This window comes from Herbaspirillum robiniae, assembly GCF_002213415.1.
Classification (GTDB): Bacteria; Pseudomonadota; Gammaproteobacteria; order Burkholderiales; family Burkholderiaceae_D; genus Herbaspirillum; species Herbaspirillum robiniae.
In genome coordinates this window covers 38,929-58,987 of sequence record NZ_NJGU01000017.1, presented here as the reverse complement: position 1 = coordinate 58,987, position 20,059 = coordinate 38,929, and the positions used below count along the sequence as shown (strand labels likewise).

Below are 20,059 nucleotides of genomic sequence, written 5' to 3'. Positions count from 1 at the left end.
CCGGAGACACACATGCCCCAATACAACGCCCCCCTGCGCGACATGCAATTCGTGCTGCACGAACTGCTGAAGGTCGAAGAGGTCTTCAAGGACCTGCCGCCGCACGCCGAGACCAACCGCGAACTGATCGACCAGGTGCTGGAAGAGGGCGGCAAGTTCACCTCGCAGGTGCTGTTCCCGCTGAACCATTCGGGCGACCTCGAAGGCTGCCACTTCGACCGCGAGACCAAGGCCGTGACCACGCCCAAGGGTTTCAAGGAAGCCTACAAGCAGTACGTGGAAGCCGGCTGGGCGGCGTTGTCCTGTGATACCGAATTCGGCGGCCAGGGCCTGCCGCTGACGCTGAACAACTCGTTCTACGAGATGCTCAACTCGTCCAACCAGGCCTGGACCATGTACCCCGGCCTGTCGCACGGCGCCTACGAGTGCCTGCACGCGCACGGCTCCGACGAGCAGAAGGCGCTGTACCTGCCCAAGCTGGTCTCGGGCGAGTGGACCGGCACCATGTGCCTGACCGAAGCGCACTGCGGCACCGACCTGGGCCTCTTGCGCAGCAAGGCCGAGCCGCAAGGCGATGGTTCCTACAAGATCACCGGCAACAAGATCTTCATCTCGGCCGGCGAAAACGACGTCTCCGACAACATCGTGCACCTGGTGCTGGCGCGCCTGCCGGATGCGCCGCAAGGCTCCAAGGGCATCTCGCTGTTCATCGTGCCCAAGTTCCTGCCCAACGCCGACGGTTCGCTGGGCGCGCGCAACCCGATCTTCTGCGGCGCCATCGAAGAGAAGATGGGCATCCACGGCAACGCCACCTGCCAGATGAACCTGGACGGCGCCACCGGCTGGCTGATCGGCCAGCCGCACAAGGGCCTGCAGGCGATGTTCGTGTTCATGAACGCGGCCCGCCTGGGCGTGGGCATGCAAGGCCTGGGCCTGACCGAAGTGGCTTACCAGAACGCGCTGGTGTACGCCAAGGACCGTTTGCAGATGCGCAGCCTGTCCGGCATCAAGGCCGCCGACAAGCCGGCCGACCCGATCATCGTGCACCCCGACGTGCGCCGCATGCTGCTGACTGCCAAGGCCTACGCCGAAGGCGGCCGCGCCTTCACCTCCTACGTCGCGCTGGAACTGGACAAGGAGCTGTCGCACCCCGACGAAGAAGTGCGCAAGGACTCGGCCGACCTGGTCGCGCTGCTGACCCCGGTGGTGAAGGCCTTCCTGACCGACAACGCCTGGACCGCCACTTCCGAGTGCCTGCAGGTCTACGGCGGCCACGGCTACATCAGCGAGTGGGGCATGGAGCAATACGTGCGCGACGCCCGCATCAACATGATCTACGAAGGCACCAACACCATCCAGTCGCTGGACCTGCTGGGCCGCAAGATCCTGATGGACAACGGCGCCAAGCTGAAGAAGTTCGGCGCGCTGATCCAGGCCTTCGTGGAAGAGCACGGCACCGACGAATCCATGTCCGAGTTCATCACTCCGCTGGCCGACATCGGCGACAAGGTCAGCAAGCTGACCATGGAAATCGGCATGAAGTCCTTCGCCAACCAGGACGAAGCCGGCGCCGCCGCCGTGCCCTACCTGCGCGTGGTGGGCCACCTGGTGTTCTCCTACCTGTTCGCCCGCATGGCCAAGATCGCGCTGGAGAAGCAGGATTCCGGCGACAGCTTCTACACCGCCAAGCTGGCCACCGCGCGCTTCTACTTCGCGCGCCTGCTGCCGGAAACCGCGATGCTGATCCGCCAGGCGCGTTCCGGCGCGGGCAACCTGATGGCGCTGGACGCGGACCTGTTCTGAGCGTCACGGCAATTCCGCACTACCCGTAACATCAAAGCATCACCGCGCCGCCGGCCCTGCGCCGGCGGCGGCGTCAAGAAAGAAGCAAACCGCCGGGGAGCGAGTTTCCCGGGCGCAAGACGACGGCAGGCGCGCAAGGGCGTACAGTGTCATCTCGCTGTATTGGTGCCTTGCTACCTTGTCCTGACCGCGCCGCCGTGCCGTCGCCTGCAATCGAACTGTTATCCGATCCGTTTTTGCTTTGCTACCAGGCTTACCTAGAAGGAGACTTGCGTGTCCAATTTCATCGTCAAAAAAGTGGCCGTGCTCGGCGCCGGCGTCATGGGCGCCCAGATTGCCGCCCACTGCATCAACGCCCGCGTGCCGGTCGTGCTGTTCGACCTGCCGGCCAAGGAAGGCCCGAAGAACGGCATCGTGCTGCGCGCCATCGAGAACCTGAAGAAACTCAGCCCCGCGCCGCTGGGCAACAAGGATGACGCCGCCCTGATCGAGGTCGCCAACTACGAGGACGACCTGGCGAAGCTCTCCGGCTGCGACCTGATCATCGAGGCCATCGCCGAGCGCATGGACTGGAAGCACGACCTGTACAAGAAGGTCGCGCCGCACATCGGCGCCAACACCATCTTCGCCTCCAACACCTCGGGCCTGTCGATCAATGCGCTGTCCGAAGGTTTCGACGCCGAGCTGAAGGCGCGCTTCTGCGGCGTGCACTTCTTCAACCCGCCGCGCTACATGCACCTGGTCGAGCTGATCCCGACCAAGTCCACCCAGTCGGAAATCCTGGACAAGCTGGAAGCCTTCCTCACCACCACCCTGGGCAAGGGCGTGGTGCGCGCCTTCGACACCCCGAACTTCGTGGCCAACCGCGTCGGCGTGTTCGGCATCCTGGCCACCGTGATCGAGGCTGAAAAATACGGCCTGTCGGTGGACGTGGTGGACGATCTGACCGGCGCCAAGCTGGGCCGCGCCAAGTCCGGCACCTTCCGTACCGCCGACGTGGTGGGCCTGGACACCATGGGCCACGTCATCAAGACCATGCAGGACAACCTGAAGGACGACCCGTTCTTCTCGTCGTACGCCACGCCGCCGCTCCTGGCCAAGCTGGTTGAGCAAGGCGCGCTGGGCCAGAAGAGCGGCGCCGGTTTCTACAAGAAGGTGGGCAAGGACATCCTGCGCATCGACCCGGCCAAGGGCGACTACGTGCCCGGCGGCGCCAAGGCCGACGACATCATCGCCCGCATCCTGAAGGAAAAGGATCCGGTCAAGCGCATGAAGGCGCTGCACGACTCGACCAACCCCCAAGGCCAGTTCCTGTGGGCCATCTTCCGCGACGCCTTCCACTACATCGCGGTGCACCTGGAGGCCATCGCCGACAACGCGCGCGACCTCGACTTCGCGATGCGCTGGGGCTTCGGCTGGAGCGTCGGTCCGTTCGAGACCTGGCAGGCCGCCGGCTGGAAGCAGATCGCCGAGTGGGTCAAGGAAGACATCGACGCCGGCCGCGCTCTGTCCAGCGCGCCGCTGCCGGCCTGGGTGTTCGACGGCCGCGAAGGCGTGCACAGCGCCAAGGGTTCCTGGTCGCCTTCCAAGAAGGCCGACGTGGCCCGTTCGGAGCTGCCGGTGTACCAGCGCCAGGCCTTCCGCGCGCCGCTGGTCGGCGAAGGCGCGGCCGACGGCAAGACCGCCGGCACCACCGTCTTCGAAGACGAATCGGTGCGCGTCTGGCACCAGAACGACGACGTGCTGATCCTGTCCTTCAAGACCAAGATGCACGTGATCGGTCAGGGCGTGATCGACGGCATGAACAAGGCCGTGGCTGAAGCCGAGAAGAACTTCAAGGGCCTGGTGATCTGGCATCCGGACGCGGCCGAAGGCGGCGCCTTCTCGGCCGGCGCCGACCTGCAGTCGATGCTGCCGCTGTTCATGTCGGGCGGCGTCAAGGCCATCGAGCCGGTGGTGCACCAGCTGCAGCAGGCGCACCAGCGCCTGAAGTACGCCAACGTGCCGGTGATCGCCGCGGTGGCCGGCCTGGCCCTGGGCGGCGGCTGCGAACTGCTGCTGCATGCCGCCAAGCGGGTGGTCTCGATCGAGTCCTACATCGGCCTGGTGGAAGTGGGCGTGGGCCTGATCCCGGCCGGCGGCGGCCTGAAGGAAGCAGCGGTGCGCGCGGCCAAGGAAGCCAAGGGTAACGACATCCTGCAGTTCCTGAAGGACTACATGCTGGCCGCGGCTACCGCCAACGTCTCCAAGTCGGCGCTGGAAGCGAAGAAGCTGGGCTACCTGAAGGACAACGACGTGGTCGTCTTCAACCCGTACGAATTGCTGCACGTGGCCAAGGTCGAGGCGCGCGCGCTGTTCGACGCCGGCTACCGCGCGCCGCTGCCGCCGCAAGTGCCGGTGGTGGGCCGCAACGGCCTGGCCACCATCATGGCGCAGCTGGTCAACATGCGCGACGGCGGCTTCATCTCGGCCCACGACTTCAAGCTGGGCAAGATGATCGCCGAGACCGTGGCCGGCGGCGAAGTGGAAGAGGGCAGCATCGTCAACGAACAGTGGCTGCTCGATATCGAGCGCAAGTTCTTCATGGAATTGCTCAACCACCCCAAGACGCAAGAGCGGATCATGGGGATGATGCAAACCGGCAAGCCGGTGCGCAATTAAGCAAACGAGCAACGACAAAGAGACAAGCCCCAATTCAGGAGCAATAGAATGAGCAAACAACTGCAAGACGCCTACATCGTCGCCGCCACCCGCACCCCGATCGGCAAGGCCCCGCGCGGCATGTTCAAGAACACGCGCCCGGACGACCTGCTGGTGCGCGCCATCCAGTCCGCCGTGGCGCAGGTGCCCGGCCTGGATCCGAAACTGATCGAGGACGCCATCGTCGGCTGTTCCTTCCCCGAAGGCGCGCAAGGCCTGAACATGGCGCGTAACGCCGTGCTGCTGGCCGGCCTGCCCAATACCATCGGCGGCGTCACCATCAACCGCTACTGCGCCTCGGGCATCACAGCGATTGCCATGGCGGCCGACCGCATCCGCGTCGGTGAAGCCGACGTCATGATCGCCGCCGGCGCCGAGTCGATGTCGATGGTGCCGATGATGGGTTTCCACCCGTCCATCAACATCAACGCCTTCAAGGACGAGAACGTCGGCATGGCCTACGGCATGGGCCTGACCGCCGAGAAGGTGGCGCAGCAGTGGAAGGTCTCGCGCGAAGCGCAGGACGAATTCGCGCTGGCGTCGCACCAGAAGGCGATCGCCGCCCAGCAGGCCGGCGAGTTCAACGACGAGATGACGCCGTTCGAGATCGTCGAGCGCTTCCCCAACCTCGGCACCGGCGAGATCGACCTCAAGACCCGCACCGTGAGCCTGGACGAAGGCCCGCGCGCTGACTCCAACATCGCCGCGCTGGCCAAGTTGAAGCCGGTGTTCGCGGCCAAGGGCAGCGTCACCGCCGGCAACAGTTCGCAGACCTCGGACGGCGCCGGCGCGCTGATCATCGTTTCCGAAAAGATCCTGAAGCAGTTCAACCTGACCCCGCTGGCGCGCTTCGTCTCCTTCGCGGTGCGCGGCGTGCCGCCGGAGATCATGGGCATCGGCCCCAAGGAAGCGATCCCCGCGGCGCTGAAGGCCGGCGGCCTGACGCAGGACCAGGTCGACTGGATCGAGCTCAACGAAGCCTTCGCGGCGCAGGCGCTGGCCGTGATCGGCGACCTCGGCCTGGACGCGAGCAAGGTCAACCCGATGGGCGGCGCCATCGCGCTGGGCCACCCGCTGGGCGCCACCGGCGCCATCCGCGCGGCCACCACCATTCATGCGCTGCGCCGCAAGAACCTGAAGTACGGCATGGTGACCATGTGCGTGGGCACCGGCATGGGCGCAGCAGGCATCTTCGAGCGCGTGTAAGCGTCGCCGGAGCAGGCACTTTCAAAGCCGCACTGCAGACGCCGTGCGGCTTTTTTATCGCCATCGATGAACAACAAAGACACAGCAGGAGACCCATGGATATCCAACTGAGCAAGGACAACGGCATCCTCACGATCCACTTTGATCGCGAGGCCAAAAAGAACGCGCTGACCGCCGCCATGTACCAGCAGCTGGCCGACGCCCTCAAGGACGCCGAGGCCGACAGCGCGGTGCGCGCCATCCTCTTCACCGGCAAGGCGCAGGCCTTCTCCGCCGGCAACGACCTGGAAGACTTCCTGAAGAACCCGCCCAACAGCAAGGACGCGCCGGTGTTCCAGTTCCTGTGGCAGATCAGCCATGCCGCCAAGCCGATCGTGGCTGCCGTCTCGGGCGTGGCGGTGGGCATCGGCACCACGCTGCTGCTGCATTGCGACCTGGTCTACGCGGCCGACAACGCCAGGTTCTCGATGCCGTTCACGCAGCTGGGCTTGTGCCCGGAAGCGGCGTCGTCGCTGTTGCTGCCGCACGTGGCCGGCTACCAGCGCGCGGCCGAGAAGCTGCTGCTGGGAGAGGCCTTCGGCCCCGATGAGGCCCTGCAGATGGGCATCGTCAACCGCGTGGTGAGTCTGGACGAGCTGCTGCCGCTGGCGCAGAAGCAGGCCGCCAGGCTGGCCGCGCTGCCGGCGGCGTCCATCCGCGTCACCAAGCAGCTGATGAAGAAGAACCGCGTCGCCGCCACCGAGCAGCAGATGGCGGCCGAGATCGAGCACTTCGCGCAGATGCTGACGGCGCCGGAGGCCAAGGAAGCCTTCACCGCCTTCTTCGAGAAGCGCAAGCCGGATTTCAGCCAGTTCGCCTGACGCATCCGGGCCGTTTGCCCGGCCACGAAAAAGCCCGCCATGCGGGCTTTTTTCATTTCCGCCCGTCATTGTTTTCGACCGGTTTTCCGCTGGAGGAATACAACAAAGTTTTCATTCTGACATCAGTCAATTCCTGAACCGGGACCCGCGCCATGAAAGTCGGCGCACAATCAGCCCATCAACAAGCCAGATTGCGCGCGGGCCGGCCGTGGGGCGCCGGTAGCCGCAACGGGTATCATCCTTACGATTTTTGCAAGAGGAAGACAAATGTCCGGTTTCTTCGTCGACTCGGCAAGCGCAGGCAACCTGATCCAGGGCACGTACAACAGCGGACTGGTGGTGCTGTCGCTGCTGGTGGCCATCTTCTCGTCGACCATGGCGCTGCAGACCGCGTCGGTGGCGCGCCACACCAACCAGCCCTGGCATCGTCACGTGGCGGTGGCCACCGGCGCGCTGGCGCTGGGCGGCGGCATCTGGACCATGCACTTCATCGGCATGCTGTCCTTCGAGCTTTGCACCTCGGTCGACTACACGCTGGGCATGACGGCGCTGTCCTTCCTGCCCGGCCTGGGCGCATCCTGGATCGCGCTGCGCATGCTCTCGCGCATGACGGTGAGCAACACCCAGCTGATCGCCGGCGGCGTGCTGGTCGGCGCCGGCGTGGGCGCGATGCACTATTGCGGCATGGCCGCCATGCGCATGTCGGCTGTGCTCAGCTACGACCCGTTGCTGTTTGCGCTCTCCATCCTGGTGGCGGTGGTGCTGGCCACGATTTCGCTGGGCGTCAGGTTCAAGCTGCGCGGCGTGCGCATGCACAAGGTGACCCGCCTGGTCGTGGCGGGCGCCATCATGGGCCTGGCCATTGCCGGCATGCACTACACCGGCATGGCGGCGGCGCGCTTCATCGGCGAGGCCACGCCGCGCCAGGGTTCCTTCTTCATCGACAGCACCGTGGCTTCGCTGGCGCTGTCCATGTTCACCATCACGATCACGGTGCTGGTCACGGCCACCAACGGCCTGGTGCGCTATCGCCAGACCTTCCGCCAGGTGCGCGAGAGCGAGTCGCGCATCCGCGCCATCGTCGAGACCGCGGTCGACGGCATCATCACCATCAACGGCAAGGGCATCGTGCAGGAGATGAACCGTTCGGCCGAGCGCATGTTCGGCTGGTCGGCGCACGAGGTGGTGGGCAAGAACATCAAGATGCTCATGCCCGAGCCGGACCGTTCGCAGCATGACGAATACCTGAGCAATTTCCTCTCCAGCGGCGTGCCCAAGGTGATCGGCCAGGGCCGCGAGGTCAACGCGATGCACAAGAGCGGCCGCCTGATCCCGGTGCGCCTGGCCGTGGGCCGCGTGGACCTGCCGCGCTCGCAACTGTTCGTGGGTTTCGTCACCGACATCAGCGAGCGCCGCGCGCTGGAAGCGTCGCTGCGCGACTCGGTCCATAACGCCGAACAGGCGGCCGAGGCCAAGACCGCCTTCCTGGCCAACATGAGCCACGAGATCCGCACGCCGATGAACGCCATCATCGGCTTCACCGAGCTGCTGCTCAAGAACGACCTGGCGCCGCAACAGCGCAGCCACCTGTCCATCGTGCACCAGTCGGCGCGCTCGCTGCTGGGCTTGCTCAACGACGTGCTGGACACCACCAAGCTGGAGAAAGGCGCGGTGGCGCTGGAGAGCATCGACTTCTCGCTGCACGAGCTGGCCCAGCAGGTCATCTCGTCGCTGCGCCTGAGCGCGGAAAACAAGAACCTCGATCTCTACCTGGACTACAAGGATGACGCGCTCCAGTACTTCAAGGGCGACCCGCTGCGCATCCAGCAGGTGCTCACCAACCTCCTGGGCAACGCGATCAAGTTCACCCACGCCGGCCATGTCGGGCTGACCATCTTCGTCGACAACGGCATGGTGCGCATGGAAGTCTCCGACACCGGCATCGGCATGAGCGAGGAGCAGCTGCAACGCATCTTCGATCCCTTCTCGCAGGCCGACGCCAGCATCAGCCGCCGTTTCGGCGGCACCGGCCTGGGCACCACCATCGCGCGCCAGCTGATCGAGCTGATGGGCGGCTTCATCCGCGTGCAGAGCAGCCTGGGGCAGGGCAGCCTGTTCATGGTGTCGCTGCCGCTGGAGACCGGCAGCAAGCCGGAGGCGGAGTCGACCTCGATGTCCGACGGCAGGCTGCCGCCGATGCGCGTGCTGATCGCCGACGACGTGCCGCAGAACCTGGAGTTGCTGTCCCATCTGCTCAAGGACGCCGGCCACGAAGTGGTGTGCGCCAACGACGGCGAGGAGGCCGTGGCGCGCTTCGCCGACGGCACGCGCTACGACCTGGTGCTGATGGATGTCCACATGCCGCGCACCGACGGCCTGACCGCCTCGCGCCGCATCCGCGAATTCGAGGCCGGCTCCGGCCGCAAGGCCACGCCCATCATCGCGCTGACGGCCAGCGTCATGGAGTCGGACCGCCAGGCCGCGCGCGCTGCCGGCATGGACGGGTTTGCCAGCAAGCCGCTGGATGTGCCGCGCCTGCGCGGCGAGATCAGGCGCGTGCTTGGTGTGGAAAGCGCCGCGGCGCAAGCCGCCGCCGCTGTGCCGGCGCCGGACGCCGTGATCGACTGGCAGGCCGGCGGCGCATTGTGGGGCAGCAAGCAGCGCATGGTCGGCGCCATCCGCAGCTTCCTGGCCGACCAGCCGCAGCGCCATCCGCTGCCGCCGTCCGGTTCCACGCTGGCGTCGATTGACTGGCATGTCGCCATCCGCAGCCTGCATGGCATCCGCGGCGCGGCCGCCAATCTGGCGCTGACCAAGGTCGCCAAGCTCAGCGCCAGGCTGGAGGCGGCGGCCAAGCGGCGCGACGTCGATTTCCTCACGCCGCTGGCGCAGTTGAAGCTGGAGCTGACGCTGGTGCAGGCGGCGCTGGCGGTGGTCGAGGATGAACTGCCGGACGAGTCGGCGCAGGACCAGATCACCCGCCAGCTGCAGCCGGAGGAGGTGGCGCGGTTGGTGAAGTCGCTCGACGCGCACTTCTCCCGCAGCGAGCTCGATGAAAAGAGCTTCGAACAGTTCTCGGAATGGCTGGGCGCGACCGGGCGGGCCGACCTGCGGCACGCGCTGCAGGGCGCCATTGACATGTTTGATTTTGAATGCGCGCGCGAGCTCCTCGCGCAGTTCGATGCAACCCTGGAAGAAGGCAAGGAAGAAGCATGAAATCGTACCGCGAGACCCGCCATACCATCCTGCTCGTCGACGACGAACCGACCAACCTCCAGGTGCTCAAGCACACGCTGCAGGACCACTACCGGCTGCTGTTCGCCCGTGACGGCGCCAAGGCGATCGAACTGGCCGGGCGCGAGAAGATCGACCTGGTGCTGCTGGACATCATGATGCCGGGCATGTCCGGCTACGACGTGTGCCGGCGCCTCAAGGCCGATCCCGTCACCAGCGGCCTGCCGGTCATCTTCATCACCGCGCTCAGCGACATCGCCGACGAGCAGCTGGGTTTCGAGATCGGCGCGGTCGACTACATCACCAAGCCGTTCAGCCCGGTGATCGTCAGCGCCCGCGTGCGCAACCATCTGTCGCTGGTGCAGGCCGACACGCTGCGCCAGACGCGGCTGCAGATCGTGCAGTGCCTGGGCATGGCGGCCGAGTACAAGGACAACGAGACCGGCATGCACGTGGTGCGCATGAGCCACTACACCAAGGTGCTGGCGCGCGCGGCCGGCTACAGCGAGGCCGACGCCGAGGAGCTGCTCAACGCCGCGCCCATGCATGACGTGGGCAAGATCGGCATTCCCGACGCCATCCTGCGCAAGCCGGGCAAGCTGGAGGGCGAGGAATGGGATGTCATGCGCAGCCATGCCGAGATCGGCGCGCAGATCATCGGCGAGCATGAGGGGGGCCTCCTGCGCATCGCCTCGGTGATCGCCATCCAGCACCATGAGAAATGGGACGGCAGCGGTTATCCCAACGGCCTCGCCGGCGACCAGATCGACCTGGCCGCGCGCATCGTGGCCATCGCCGATGTGTTCGACGCGCTGACCAGCGTGCGTCCCTACAAGAAGGCCTGGGAAGTCGACGACGCGCTCGCGCTGCTCAAGCGCGATGCCGGTTCGCACTTCGATCCCGAACTGGTGCCGCTGTTCATGTCCTGCATGCCGCAGGTGCTGGAGATCAAGGAGCGCTGGTCGGACAAGCCGGGCATGGCGCGTTCGCTGGCGCCGCTGCCGACACCGGTGTTGTCGGCAACGGCGGCCTAGGAATCGTCCTTCGACGCAGCTGGCACAGCCTGCTCGCGATCGGTTTCGGTGACCTGAAGATCGGCCGGCGCGCCCGCTAGCGAAGGCAGCCTGGTGTTGATCAGCGGCAGGTTGGTGCGCAGTGTGCCGTCCGGCAGTACGGCCTGTTCGGCCGACAGCCAGCCGCCCGTGTCCTTGGTCATGCTTGCTCCTTTGCTGGGATGATGGACACAGCTTGGACCTGTCGGCGGGCGGGCTTGTTGATGCATCTCAAACCGGCCGCATTCGCGCCATCGCAACCGGGCCGGGCAAAAAAATGCCGCTGTCGTCGCAGCGGCATTTTTCATGGCGCCGGGAGCGGCGCCGACGTCAGGCGTTGTGCAGGGTGCGACCGTGCTTGCGCAGGTACATCGCCTTGTCGGCCGCCTGCAGCAGCGCGTGGAAGTCGCACATCTCGGACGGCGTCACCGTCGCCGCGCCCAGGCTGATCTCGATGTCGGTGTGCGGCCACTTCACCATGGCCACCGCGCGCTTGATGCGCTCGGCCACCTGATGGGCGCCGATCTCGTCGGTGTCGGGCAGGATCAGCGAGAACTCGTCGCCGCCGTAGCGCGCCAGGAAATCGCTGGCGCGCAGCGGCGAGCGCAGCACGCGCGCCAGTCGTACCAGCAGGGCATCGCCGGCGGGGTGGCCGTAGGTGTCGTTGTATTGCTTGAAATAATCGACGTCCACCATCAGCATCGACAACGGCCGCGCGTTGCGCAGGTGGCGCGTCCATTCTTCGCGCAGGCGCTGGTCGAAGCTGCGGCGGTTGCCGATGCCGGTGAGCGCGTCGGTGAGGGTTTGCTGCTCCAGCTTCTGCATGGTGCGGCGGCTTTCCAGCTGGCTCTCCAGTTGCCGGCCGAGCTTCTGGAAGGCGTCGCGCTGCTTGGCGTCGAGCGTCTTCGGTTGATGGTCCATCACGCACAGCGTGCCCATGATGTCGCCGTTGGACGACACCAGCGGCACCGCCGCGTAGAAGCGGACGTGCGGATTGCCGTTGGCCAGCGCGCTGCCGGAGAAGCGCGGGTCTGCGCGCAGGTCCGCGACTTCGGTCAGCTCGCGCGGACGGCGCGCGGCGAATTCGCACAGCGAGAAATCCACCGCCGTGCGCGACACGCCGGTCTGGCCGGGGAAGCGCCACCACTGGTTGCGCGTATCGCCGCGGCCTTTCACCACCGACACGAAGGGATGCTGCAGGCCGATGTCGGCATGCAGCTGCGTCATGGCGCCAATCTGCGTATTGCAGAGGTTGGCCGCCAGCGAGAGGAAGTCGGCCAGCATGGGCTCCAGCCAGGCGTCGGCTTCGCCGCCGAAATTGGCCAGCTGGATGCGCGATCCCGAGGCGCCGCGGGTGCTCGCCTTGGCGTCCGGCTTGTATGGATTGTGCAGGTCTCGAATAGTCATGTTGGCGCTGTATCGATAGTTGATCTTGGTACGCCGCCGGCACACTTTTTCGTGTGAGGGGGGAGGGCGGCTGTGGGACTTTCAACACAGGTCTGGTTTTTGTTTTTCTTCTTTTCGCAAACGCGTGTTTGTTGCCCTGCGACACCAAATTAGCAGATCGGGTTCCGAAGTAAACGTGTTTGGAACATCCTCTTACAATTTAAACCGCGCTGTAGCAGAAACGATGCCATTCAGATCACAATAAAAGACATTGGCTGATCATCGTGACAATTGACGCTTTGCTACCGCGCGTTCTCGGTGTCGTGACAAGCTCGACGATAAGGCCGCAGGCCATGATCGGGACATCGGACATCGCCGTGACGGCATGTCGGCCAAACGCCGATATTGCGGTGCAGCGACACGCTGATTTTCGTCGCCTGACGGCGACATCGAACTGTCGCCGGCGGGCGACGAGATTAGCGCTTGCCAAGCGGCGCAAGCAAAAATAAACTCTGCCGTTTCGTGTTGTCGAACGAGCCCGCGTCTCGCTGCCACGGCGAGACAAGTTCTAACGTTTTTGAAAGCAGAGATGTCGACCCAGCCCAAAGCAGGCGCAGTCCTGTTCGCCAAAGATGTAGCCCGCCTTGCCGCTTTCTATGCGCAGGTGCTGGCGGTGGTTCCCAAACATGCAGAAGCCGAGAAGGTGGTGATCGAAGCGGAGCAATTCCTGCTGGTCATCCACGCCATTCCCCCGGCCGTGGCTGCCAACGTGCAGATCGTCTCGCCGCCGGTGCTGCGCGAGAACGTGCCGGTCAAGCTGTTCCTGCCGGTGCGTTCGCTGGCGCAGGCGCGCATCCGCGCGCAGAGCCAGGGCGGCGGCCTCAAGCCGGTCGAGGCGGAGTGGAGCGGCCCGGATTTCCGCGCCTGCGACGGCTTCGATCCCGAAGGCAACGTGGTGCAGTTCCGCGAAGCGCAGCCGGCGGACGCGCTGGCCTCCTGAACTTCATTTCCTGATTCGCCCTGCGAAGGTCTGCGCGCAGTCGTTGCGGCTGCGCGTAGGCGCACGTCCCGGTTCGGGCATGCGCGTCGCCGATCGCGCATGAAAAAAGCGGCCCTTGTGGCCGCTTTTTTCATTGGCGCCGATGCGCTTCAGAGCACCTCCTTGCCGTAGATCTCGCGCTGCATGTCGATCACCTCGGCGGTGATCTGCACCTGCGTGCCTTCCGGCCAGCTCTGGCCCTTTTGCACGGTGGCCACCAGCAGGTCGGCGACCTGCTTTTTCACTTCCGGCGTGCGTCCCGAGAGTATGGTCAGGCGCATGTGCAGGAACGCGCGCCTGGCTTGCGGCTGGGTGCCGACCACGTAGTCGTCCAGCCTGATGGCGCGCGCCTTGATCGCGTTCTCGTCGAAGTGGCCGCTGCCGACCAGCGCTTCGTTCAGGTTCAGCAGCGTCTGCCGGGTGTCGACCTTGAGGTTGTCGGTGTATTCGAAGAAGAGATGGGGCATGTCGTTTCCGTTGCGGTTGGGTGAAGGGACGGTAATCAGCCTGCCAGATAGCCGGACAGCTTGCCGAGGTCGACGTTGCCGCCGCTGATGATCACGCCCACGCGCTTGCCCTGCAGTTGCGCGCGCTGCTTGCGGGCGGCGGCGAAGGCCAGGCAGCCGGTCGGCTCGACCACCATCTTCATGCGCTCGGCGAAGAAGCGCATGCAGGCCACCAGTTCCTCGTCGGTGACGGTCAGGATATCGTCGACATCGCGCTTGATCACCCCGAAGGTGAACTTGCCCAGGTGCTGGGTCTGGGCGCCGTCGGCGATGGTCTTGGGCGTTTCGATGTTGACGATGCTGCCGCTGCGCAGCGATTGCTGGCCGTCGTTGCCGGCCTCCGGCTCCACGCCGTAGATCTTGCAATCCGGCGCCAGCGCGCGCGCCGCCAGCGCCGCGCCCGACAGCAGGCCGCCGCCGCCCAGGCAGACGAACAGCGCATCCAGCGGGCCGGTCTCTTCCAGCAGTTCCAGCGTGGCGGTGCCCTGGCCGGCCATCACGTGCGGATGGTCGTAGGGCGGGATGACGGTCATCTTCTTTTCTTCGGCCAGGCGCGCGCAGATCTCTTCGCGGTCTTCCTTGTAGCGGTCGTAGGTGACGATGTTGGCGCCGTAGCCGCGGGTGGCGGCGACCTTGGCCGCCGGCGCGTCCAGCGGCATGATGATGGTGGCCGGGATGCCTAGCAGCTGCGCCGCCAGCGCCGTGCCCTGCGCGTGGTTGCCGGAGGAGAAGGTGACCACGCCGGCCTTGCGCTGCTCTTCATTGAACTGCGACAGCGCATTCATCGCGCCGCGGAACTTGAAGGCGCCCATGCGCTGGAAGTTCTCGCACTTGAAGAACAGGCTGGCGCCGAGCTCGGCGTCGGCGGTGCGCGAGCTCAATACGGGCGTCCTGTGCGCCCAGGGCTTGATGCGTTCGGACGCCAGCAGGACGTCGGCGAAGGTGGGCAGTTCGGTGGCGCTGGAGAGGGGAATCATGGCGGGTTCCTTCTGGATGGAATGGAGGGTGAAATTCGGCGGAGGGAGTTCAGTCCTTCTCGTCGTTGTAGACGGTGGCGCGCGAGACGCCCAGGTGCGCCGCGACGATCTCGGCGGCGCGCCGCACATCCATGCAGCCGGACTGGCGCAGCTCGCGCATCAGCGCGCGCCGGTCGTCGGCCTTGAGGCTGCGCGGCGTGGCCGACAGCCGCGCGGCGAATTCGTCGATCCTGTGCCGCAGCGCCTCGGCGCCGGCCGGCTCCAGCGTTTCGGCCACGCGCACGCCGCTGTCGATGCCGCCGAACTGGCGCAGCATGCCTTGCAGCGCGCCGAACAGGGTCAGATCGATGTTCATGCACAGGGCGGCCAGGTACTTGCCGTCGGCGTCCTTGATGCCGATCGAGGTGCTCTTGGCCTGGCGGCCGTCGGGCAGGGCATTGGCGTAGTTGGCGAGCACCTGCGGATAGGACTCGTCGGCGATGCGCGCCAGCCCCAGCTCGGTGGTGGCGTCGCCCACTTCGCGCCCGGACAGGTTGTTGTGGATGGCCACGATGGAATGGTCGGCGTCGCGCAGGTCGTGCAGCACCACCTCGCAGAACGGCGCGAAGGTCTCGCCCAGGCCCTGGGCCACCTGTTGCAGCTGGGACATCAGCAGCTCGTGGTCGGGGCGGGACGGCTTCTTCCTGCGGGCAGCGGTCTTGGTCGCGGTTTTCATGATGGATACATATTATCTAAAATTAGATTTTATGTATAGATGTGGTTTGCATGGCCGTTTTGGCAACAAACGGGGGGAACAAGGAAACCGCAAAAAGACGGCAAAAAAAACGGCAAGCCCGAAAGCTTGCCGCCGATGTCGTCTCCTGCTGGTTCTTCTTGCCTGGCTGATATTGGCTATTGCTTGCCTTTGACCGGTTTCGGGTATCGGCGCAGCACGTCGATGGGCTCGGCGTAGGGCGAGCTCCAGGTCTGTTCGTGCAGCTCGGCCACGCGCCGCGCCATGTTCTCGTCGTGCAGCACCACTTCCAGGTTGCGCGAATTGTCCAGGTAGCCGCCGGCCCAGTTGCTGGTGCCGATCCAGGCCACGCGGCCGTCGATGCTCATGGACTTGGTGTGGATCACCCGGGCGAACGGGATGAAGCCGGTGGAGGCCGGCGGCAGCGTGACGATGCGGATCTCGACATTGGGCAGCACCGCCAGGCTCTGCAAATAATGGATGGCCGGCTCCTCGGTGTTCCAGTTCGACACCATCAGCTTGATCTTCACCCCGCGCGCGGCGGCCGCGCGGATCGCGTCGTCGATCACCGCGTAGTAGGGGCGGGTGCGGTTGGGGCCGTAGGACAGCGGCGCGTAGTCCAGCAGCTGCACGCGCACTTCCTGCCTGGCCTGGCCCAGCAGGCGCACCAGCTCGCCCTGCGAGTCGCCCACGCCGGGCGGATTGAAGGCGTTGGGGCTGGCCACCAGGTAGTTGCCGCGGCGCTCGTCGGCCATCACGGTGGCGCGGTTGATCGGCACCGGCGGCCGGCCGGCGGCGATCAGCGCCTGCGCCTGCCAGTCGATCTCGAAGATCTGGCGCACCTGGGCCGCGATGGCGGCGTCGGTGATCTTCAACCCGGTCTCATGGATGTGCGAGAACGAGCGCCAGTCGAAGTTCTGGCTGCCCACATAGGCGCTGCTGCCGTCGACCACGAAGTACTTGGCGTGGATGATGCCGTTGCCGGTCATGCTGGAGTAGTCCAGCTCGCGGTAGTCGAGGTTGGGGATGCGCCTGAGCTTGTCGACGGTGGCGGCGTCGGAGGCGAAGCCGCCTTTCTTCTCGCGCAGGAAGCGGATCTTCACGCCGCGCCGGCCGGCCGCCTCCAGGTGAGCGATGATGTCGTCCAGCGCCTCGCCGTCCTGGCCGGCGACGTAGAACTGGCCGAAGTCGATTTCGGTGCGGGCGGCATCGAACATTTCCTTCCACACGGTGGCGGCGTCGCGCAGGTCGGGCGTGGCCAGCGTGGTTTCGCGCGGCACGGTATGCACCAGCTCGAAGCCGGGAATGGCGAATTGCGCGCGGGCCGGGGCGCACAGGGACAGCGCCAGGCCGAGCGCGGCGGCCATCCCGGCCAGCCGGCGCAGGGGTGTCGGTATGGATCGCATGGGGTGGCGGCGAAGATCAGGCGACATGCAGCTTGCCATGCGACTGCTGGGAAGCGGCCTGCTGTTCGGTGCGGCCCACGCAGGCGCGCAGCATCAGCACCTTGAGGTGGTCGTTGATGCGTTCGATGCGTTCCTGGAACAGGTTGAAGAAGAACATGCCGACCACCGCGATGCCGATGCCCAGCGCCGTCGCGTACAGGGCGGTGCCGATGCCGGCCGACACCTGGCCCGGGTCGGACACGCCGGAGCTGGCCAGCGCCTTGAAGGTGTCGATGATGCCCAGGATGGTGCCCAGCAGGCCCAGCAGCGGCGCGGCGGTGACGATGGTGTCCAGGATCCACAGGCGCTGCTGCACCTCGCCGCGCTTGGCGATGTAGACCGACTCGCTGAAATCTTCCAGGTCCTTTTCGGAGTTCAGGTGGTGCTTTTCCGACAGGATGTCGGACACCAGCTCCAGCGGCAGGCTGGGGCGGGCGGTCAACGGCGCCGGCAATTCCTTCACATGCTGCACGGCGTGGGTCATCGCCTTTTCCAGGCCGGTGGCCTGGCGCATCGTGTAGCCGAAGAACAGCCCGCGTTCGACGATGACGAAGATGGCCAGCGCGGCGCAGGCGTACATCAGGTAGAAGGCCAGTTCGTGGAGTAGTTGCATGTTCATGATTGCCTCTCTAGCAGTGTTGCGGTGTTCGTGGCGGCGGCGATGCGGCTGCCGCCGCCACGGGGGACTGGCCGCGATCAGAAGTCCGCGGTCAGGGTGACGGTGAAGGTACGCGGCGCGCCGATATACAGCGACGGCGCAGAACCCGCCGAATTGCCGATGGTGTTGGCGTTGTAGGTGAACTGGCTGCCACTGCTCGAACTCAGGTTCAGGTACTGCTTGTCGAACAGGTTGAACACGTTCAGGCGGATGGTCGGGCTCTTGAGCCAGGAGGTCGACGGGAAGGTCGCGCCCGCGCCGGCGTTGAACACGGTGTAGCCGCCCAGGTTGTCGTCGTTGACCAGCGTGGTGTAGCGGCGGCCGGTGTACTTGGCCTGTCCGAACACGTACCAGCCGTCGCGCTGGTATTGCAGCGCCACGCCGGACAGCCAGTTCGGCGTATCCGGGAATTCCTTGCCGCTGACCGGCAGGCTGGTGCTGGCGTCGTAGCGCAGGTTGTCCTTCATCTTGCTCTTGATGTAGGACAGCGAGCCGTACAGCGACAGGCTGCGGCTCAGCGCATAGCCGGATTCCAGTTCCATGCCCTTGGAGGTCGAGTCGCCGACGTTGGTGTCGATGCGGGTGGCGGTGTTCGGGTCATACGACTGGGCGATGCGGTTCTTGTAGTCGATGTAGAACAGCGAGCTCGAGAAGGTCCACTTGTCGGTGTTGTAGCGGTAGCCGAGGTCGTAGTTCCAGGAGGTTTCCTTCTCCACCGGCACGTTGCGCAGGGTGCCGCCGGTGTACACGCCGTTGACGAAGCTGCCGCCCGAGAGCAGGCCGAAGTACGAGAAGTTGCCCGGCGCCTTGAAGTTCTTGGCGGCGTTGGCGAACACCGATTGCGCCTGGTCCAGCTGGAAGCGCACGCCCACGCTGGGCAGCAGCTCGGAGTAGGACTTCTTGAGCGTGTAGAAGCCGCCGGCGCTCTGGCTCGGGTTGTTGGTGAAGTCGCGGTCGATGGTGGAGTAGCGCGCGCCGACCTGCACGTTGAGCTTGTCGTTCATCAGGCTGATGCTGTCCTGCAGGAAGGCCGACTTGCCGGTGCTGATGGTCATCGTGTCGCGGTACTGCACCACGCTGCCGTCCTGGTTGCGCAGCCACAGCGCCGGGTTGTCCTGCCACATGTCGCTGATGTTGCCGTTGTTGTCGACGGTGGAGAACTGGCCGGTTTGCTGGTGGCGCGCACGCTCGTACCAGTAGCCGACCATCAGCTTGTGGTTGTCGATCTGCTGGTTGTACTTGAGCGTGATGCCGGGGCGGAAGGTGCGGGTGCGGCTGCCTTCGTAGACGAAGACGGTATCGCGCGTGTCGCCGTCGCCGTTGATGTCGCGCACGCCGCCGCCCAGCAGGTTGCCGGCGTTGCCTTCGGTCAGCGTCTGCAGCTGGTTGCCGCCGGTGCCGAAGCCGTACCAGAAGTAGGGGCTGACGTCGACGCTGGCCGTTGGGCTGAACTGGAAGTGGCCGTTGACGGTCGCCAGCCAGTTCTCGAACGGGTTGATGTTGTAGGCGTAGTACAGGTCCTTGTTGCCGTTGTTGATGCCGGCGTTGGGGCCGTAGTTGGTGTCGTTCTGCGCGGTGCCGTTGACGCCCGGCTGGTGCACCGGCACGCGGGTGCCGAAGTCGTAGCCGGTGCCGAACTGGGCGATCTGCGCCTTGGTCAGCGAACGATAGTTGTTGTTGATCGCCTTGTTGTACATGAAGTCGGCGTCGATGAAGCTGCCCTGGCCCAGGTCCAGCTTGCTGCCGAAGTCGATGTGCTGCTTCTCGGCGCCGCCGGCGCCCTTGAACTTGTCGGCGGTGGTCTTCGAATACGAGATGAAGAACTTGAAGCGGTCGTCGAACAGCTTGCCCGAGTCGAAGCGCACATAGCGCTTCCACAGGTTGTTGGAGCCGAAGGCGTTGGTCACGCGGATGCGCTGCTTGTCTTCGGGCGCGCACATGGTCATGCCGATGTTGCCGCCGGTGGCGCCGACGTGGGGCGCTTCGGTGTCGGTCGAGCCCTGGGTGACGAAGATGTCGCACAGGTTTTCGGCGTCGGTGTACTCCTGCGGGTAGACCGCGAAGTTGCCGGAGTCGTTGACCGGCGCGCCGTTGATGGTGAAGCCCAGCTGGTCGCTGTTGAAGCCGCGCACGCGGATGTTGCCGCCGAACAGGCCGCTGCCGTCCTGGTCATAGCTGTTCACGCCGGGCAGCAGGTTGATCATCTGGTACGGGTTGCCGGTGGGCGACTGCTTTTCCATGTAGTCGCGGTTGACCGAGCTGCGCGCCTTGGGCGACTCTTCCTGCTGGATCAGGCCGGTGGCCTGCGGTGTGCCGGCATTGCCCTGCACGGTGACGGTGCCCACATCGGTGGTCTGGGCCAGGGCGCCGGTGCCGGCCGCCATGAAGATCCCGGAAATCAGCAGCGATAGCCGGGTGTGTTTGAGTTGCATGTCATTTCCCCTGAGAGTTTGGAACTGC

The 20,059-nt window shown here is 65.5% G+C and carries 15 protein-coding genes; 7 read left to right on the top strand and 8 right to left on the bottom strand.

Annotation, left to right across the window (positions count from 1 at the left end):
• Window positions 1-12: 12 nt before the first annotated feature.
• The 6 genes from CEJ42_RS23065 (at window position 13) to CEJ42_RS23040 (ending at window position 10,837) form a co-directional block, all read left to right on the top strand.
• Window positions 13-1,803, top strand: a complete 1,791-nt coding sequence (locus CEJ42_RS23065; RefSeq protein ID WP_088752695.1) for an acyl-CoA dehydrogenase C-terminal domain-containing protein — start codon at window positions 13-15, stop codon at window positions 1,801-1,803.
• A gap of 273 nt (window positions 1,804-2,076) precedes the next feature.
• Window positions 2,077-4,464 carry a 3-hydroxyacyl-CoA dehydrogenase/enoyl-CoA hydratase family protein gene (locus tag CEJ42_RS23060; protein ID WP_088752694.1) on the top strand — a complete coding sequence of 796 codons (2,388 nt, stop codon included), beginning with the start codon at window positions 2,077-2,079 and terminating at the stop codon, window positions 4,462-4,464.
• A gap of 48 nt (window positions 4,465-4,512) precedes the next feature.
• On the top strand, window positions 4,513-5,709 hold the full coding sequence (locus CEJ42_RS23055; protein WP_088752693.1) for an acetyl-CoA C-acyltransferase: 1,197 nt from the start codon (window positions 4,513-4,515) through the stop codon (window positions 5,707-5,709).
• 95 nt (window positions 5,710-5,804) lie between these two features.
• A complete protein-coding gene (locus tag CEJ42_RS23050; RefSeq protein WP_088752692.1) occupies window positions 5,805-6,569 on the top strand; it encodes an enoyl-CoA hydratase in 765 nt (254 codons plus the stop codon).
• A gap of 267 nt (window positions 6,570-6,836) precedes the next feature.
• Window positions 6,837-9,785, top strand: a complete 2,949-nt coding sequence (locus CEJ42_RS23045) for an MHYT domain-containing protein (protein WP_088752691.1) — start codon at window positions 6,837-6,839, stop codon at window positions 9,783-9,785.
• A complete protein-coding gene (locus CEJ42_RS23040; RefSeq protein WP_088752690.1) occupies window positions 9,782-10,837 on the top strand; it encodes an HD-GYP domain-containing protein in 1,056 nt (351 codons plus the stop codon). Before CEJ42_RS23045 ends, CEJ42_RS23040 begins: the two co-directional genes overlap by 4 nt.
• On the opposite strand, the gene CEJ42_RS23035 is transcribed toward CEJ42_RS23040, so the two are convergent.
• Together CEJ42_RS23035 and CEJ42_RS23030 are read right to left on the bottom strand one after the other, a co-directional pair.
• Entirely contained in the window at window positions 10,834-11,019 is a 186-nt protein-coding gene (locus CEJ42_RS23035) for a hypothetical protein (RefSeq protein ID WP_088752689.1), read from the bottom strand. The two genes, CEJ42_RS23040 and CEJ42_RS23035, sit on opposite strands and share 4 nt — an antisense overlap.
• Window positions 11,020-11,185: 166 nt before the next feature.
• Window positions 11,186-12,262, bottom strand: a complete 1,077-nt coding sequence (locus tag CEJ42_RS23030; protein WP_088752688.1) for a sensor domain-containing diguanylate cyclase — start codon at window positions 12,260-12,262, stop codon at window positions 11,186-11,188.
• Between the two features lie 568 nt (window positions 12,263-12,830).
• Here CEJ42_RS23030 and CEJ42_RS23025 point away from each other — a divergent pair.
• Window positions 12,831-13,241: a VOC family protein gene (locus tag CEJ42_RS23025; RefSeq protein WP_088752687.1), complete on the top strand. Its 411-nt coding sequence runs from the start codon at window positions 12,831-12,833 to the stop codon at window positions 13,239-13,241.
• A 149-nt stretch (window positions 13,242-13,390) separates the two neighbouring features.
• Here the strand turns inward: CEJ42_RS23025 and CEJ42_RS23020 are convergent, their stop codons facing one another.
• The 6 genes from CEJ42_RS23020 to CEJ42_RS22995 all read right to left on the bottom strand — a co-directional run bounded on the left by CEJ42_RS23020 (window position 13,391) and on the right by CEJ42_RS22995 (window position 20,031).
• On the bottom strand, window positions 13,391-13,747 hold the full coding sequence (locus CEJ42_RS23020) for a 5-carboxymethyl-2-hydroxymuconate Delta-isomerase (protein ID WP_088752686.1): 357 nt from the start codon (window positions 13,745-13,747) through the stop codon (window positions 13,391-13,393).
• Between the two features lie 35 nt (window positions 13,748-13,782).
• Window positions 13,783-14,763, bottom strand: a complete 981-nt coding sequence (locus CEJ42_RS23015) for a threo-3-hydroxy-L-aspartate ammonia-lyase (RefSeq protein WP_088752685.1) — start codon at window positions 14,761-14,763, stop codon at window positions 13,783-13,785.
• A 49-nt stretch (window positions 14,764-14,812) separates the two neighbouring features.
• Entirely contained in the window at window positions 14,813-15,478 is a 666-nt protein-coding gene (locus CEJ42_RS23010) for a helix-turn-helix transcriptional regulator (protein ID WP_079217188.1), read from the bottom strand.
• 176 nt (window positions 15,479-15,654) lie between these two features.
• The gene (locus tag CEJ42_RS23005; protein WP_088752684.1) at window positions 15,655-16,902 is read right to left on the bottom strand and encodes a phospholipase D-like domain-containing protein; all 1,248 of its coding nucleotides are present in this window, start codon (window positions 16,900-16,902) and stop codon (window positions 15,655-15,657) included.
• 16 nt (window positions 16,903-16,918) lie between these two features.
• A complete protein-coding gene (locus tag CEJ42_RS23000; protein WP_088752683.1) occupies window positions 16,919-17,560 on the bottom strand; it encodes a MotA/TolQ/ExbB proton channel family protein in 642 nt (213 codons plus the stop codon).
• A 77-nt stretch (window positions 17,561-17,637) separates the two neighbouring features.
• Window positions 17,638-20,031 carry a TonB-dependent receptor gene (locus CEJ42_RS22995; RefSeq protein WP_088752682.1) on the bottom strand — a complete coding sequence of 798 codons (2,394 nt, stop codon included), beginning with the start codon at window positions 20,029-20,031 and terminating at the stop codon, window positions 17,638-17,640.
• Window positions 20,032-20,059 lie beyond the last annotated feature (28 nt).

What these genes read in the sequence shown, in the direction of transcription:
- CEJ42_RS23065 (WP_088752695.1), top strand. Translation starts at nt 13, where the DNA reads ATGCCCCAATACAACGCCCCCCTGCGCGACATGCAATTCGTGCTGCAC.
- CEJ42_RS23040 (WP_088752690.1), top strand. Translation starts at nt 9,782, where the DNA reads ATGAAATCGTACCGCGAGACCCGCCATACCATCCTGCTCGTCGACGAC.
- CEJ42_RS23055 (WP_088752693.1), top strand. Translation starts at nt 4,513, where the DNA reads ATGAGCAAACAACTGCAAGACGCCTACATCGTCGCCGCCACCCGCACC.
- CEJ42_RS23000 (WP_088752683.1), bottom strand. Translation starts at nt 17,560, where the DNA reads ATGAACATGCAACTACTCCACGAACTGGCCTTCTACCTGATGTACGCC.
- CEJ42_RS22995 (WP_088752682.1), bottom strand. Translation starts at nt 20,031, where the DNA reads ATGCAACTCAAACACACCCGGCTATCGCTGCTGATTTCCGGGATCTTC.
- CEJ42_RS23030 (WP_088752688.1), bottom strand. Translation starts at nt 12,262, where the DNA reads ATGACTATTCGAGACCTGCACAATCCATACAAGCCGGACGCCAAGGCG.
- CEJ42_RS23015 (WP_088752685.1), bottom strand. Translation starts at nt 14,763, where the DNA reads ATGATTCCCCTCTCCAGCGCCACCGAACTGCCCACCTTCGCCGACGTC.
- CEJ42_RS23050 (WP_088752692.1), top strand. Translation starts at nt 5,805, where the DNA reads ATGGATATCCAACTGAGCAAGGACAACGGCATCCTCACGATCCACTTT.
- CEJ42_RS23005 (WP_088752684.1), bottom strand. Translation starts at nt 16,902, where the DNA reads ATGCGATCCATACCGACACCCCTGCGCCGGCTGGCCGGGATGGCCGCC.
- CEJ42_RS23020 (WP_088752686.1), bottom strand. Translation starts at nt 13,747, where the DNA reads ATGCCCCATCTCTTCTTCGAATACACCGACAACCTCAAGGTCGACACC.
- CEJ42_RS23010 (WP_079217188.1), bottom strand. Translation starts at nt 15,478, where the DNA reads ATGAAAACCGCGACCAAGACCGCTGCCCGCAGGAAGAAGCCGTCCCGC.
- CEJ42_RS23045 (WP_088752691.1), top strand. Translation starts at nt 6,837, where the DNA reads ATGTCCGGTTTCTTCGTCGACTCGGCAAGCGCAGGCAACCTGATCCAG.
- CEJ42_RS23025 (WP_088752687.1), top strand. Translation starts at nt 12,831, where the DNA reads ATGTCGACCCAGCCCAAAGCAGGCGCAGTCCTGTTCGCCAAAGATGTA.
- CEJ42_RS23035 (WP_088752689.1), bottom strand. Translation starts at nt 11,019, where the DNA reads ATGACCAAGGACACGGGCGGCTGGCTGTCGGCCGAACAGGCCGTACTG.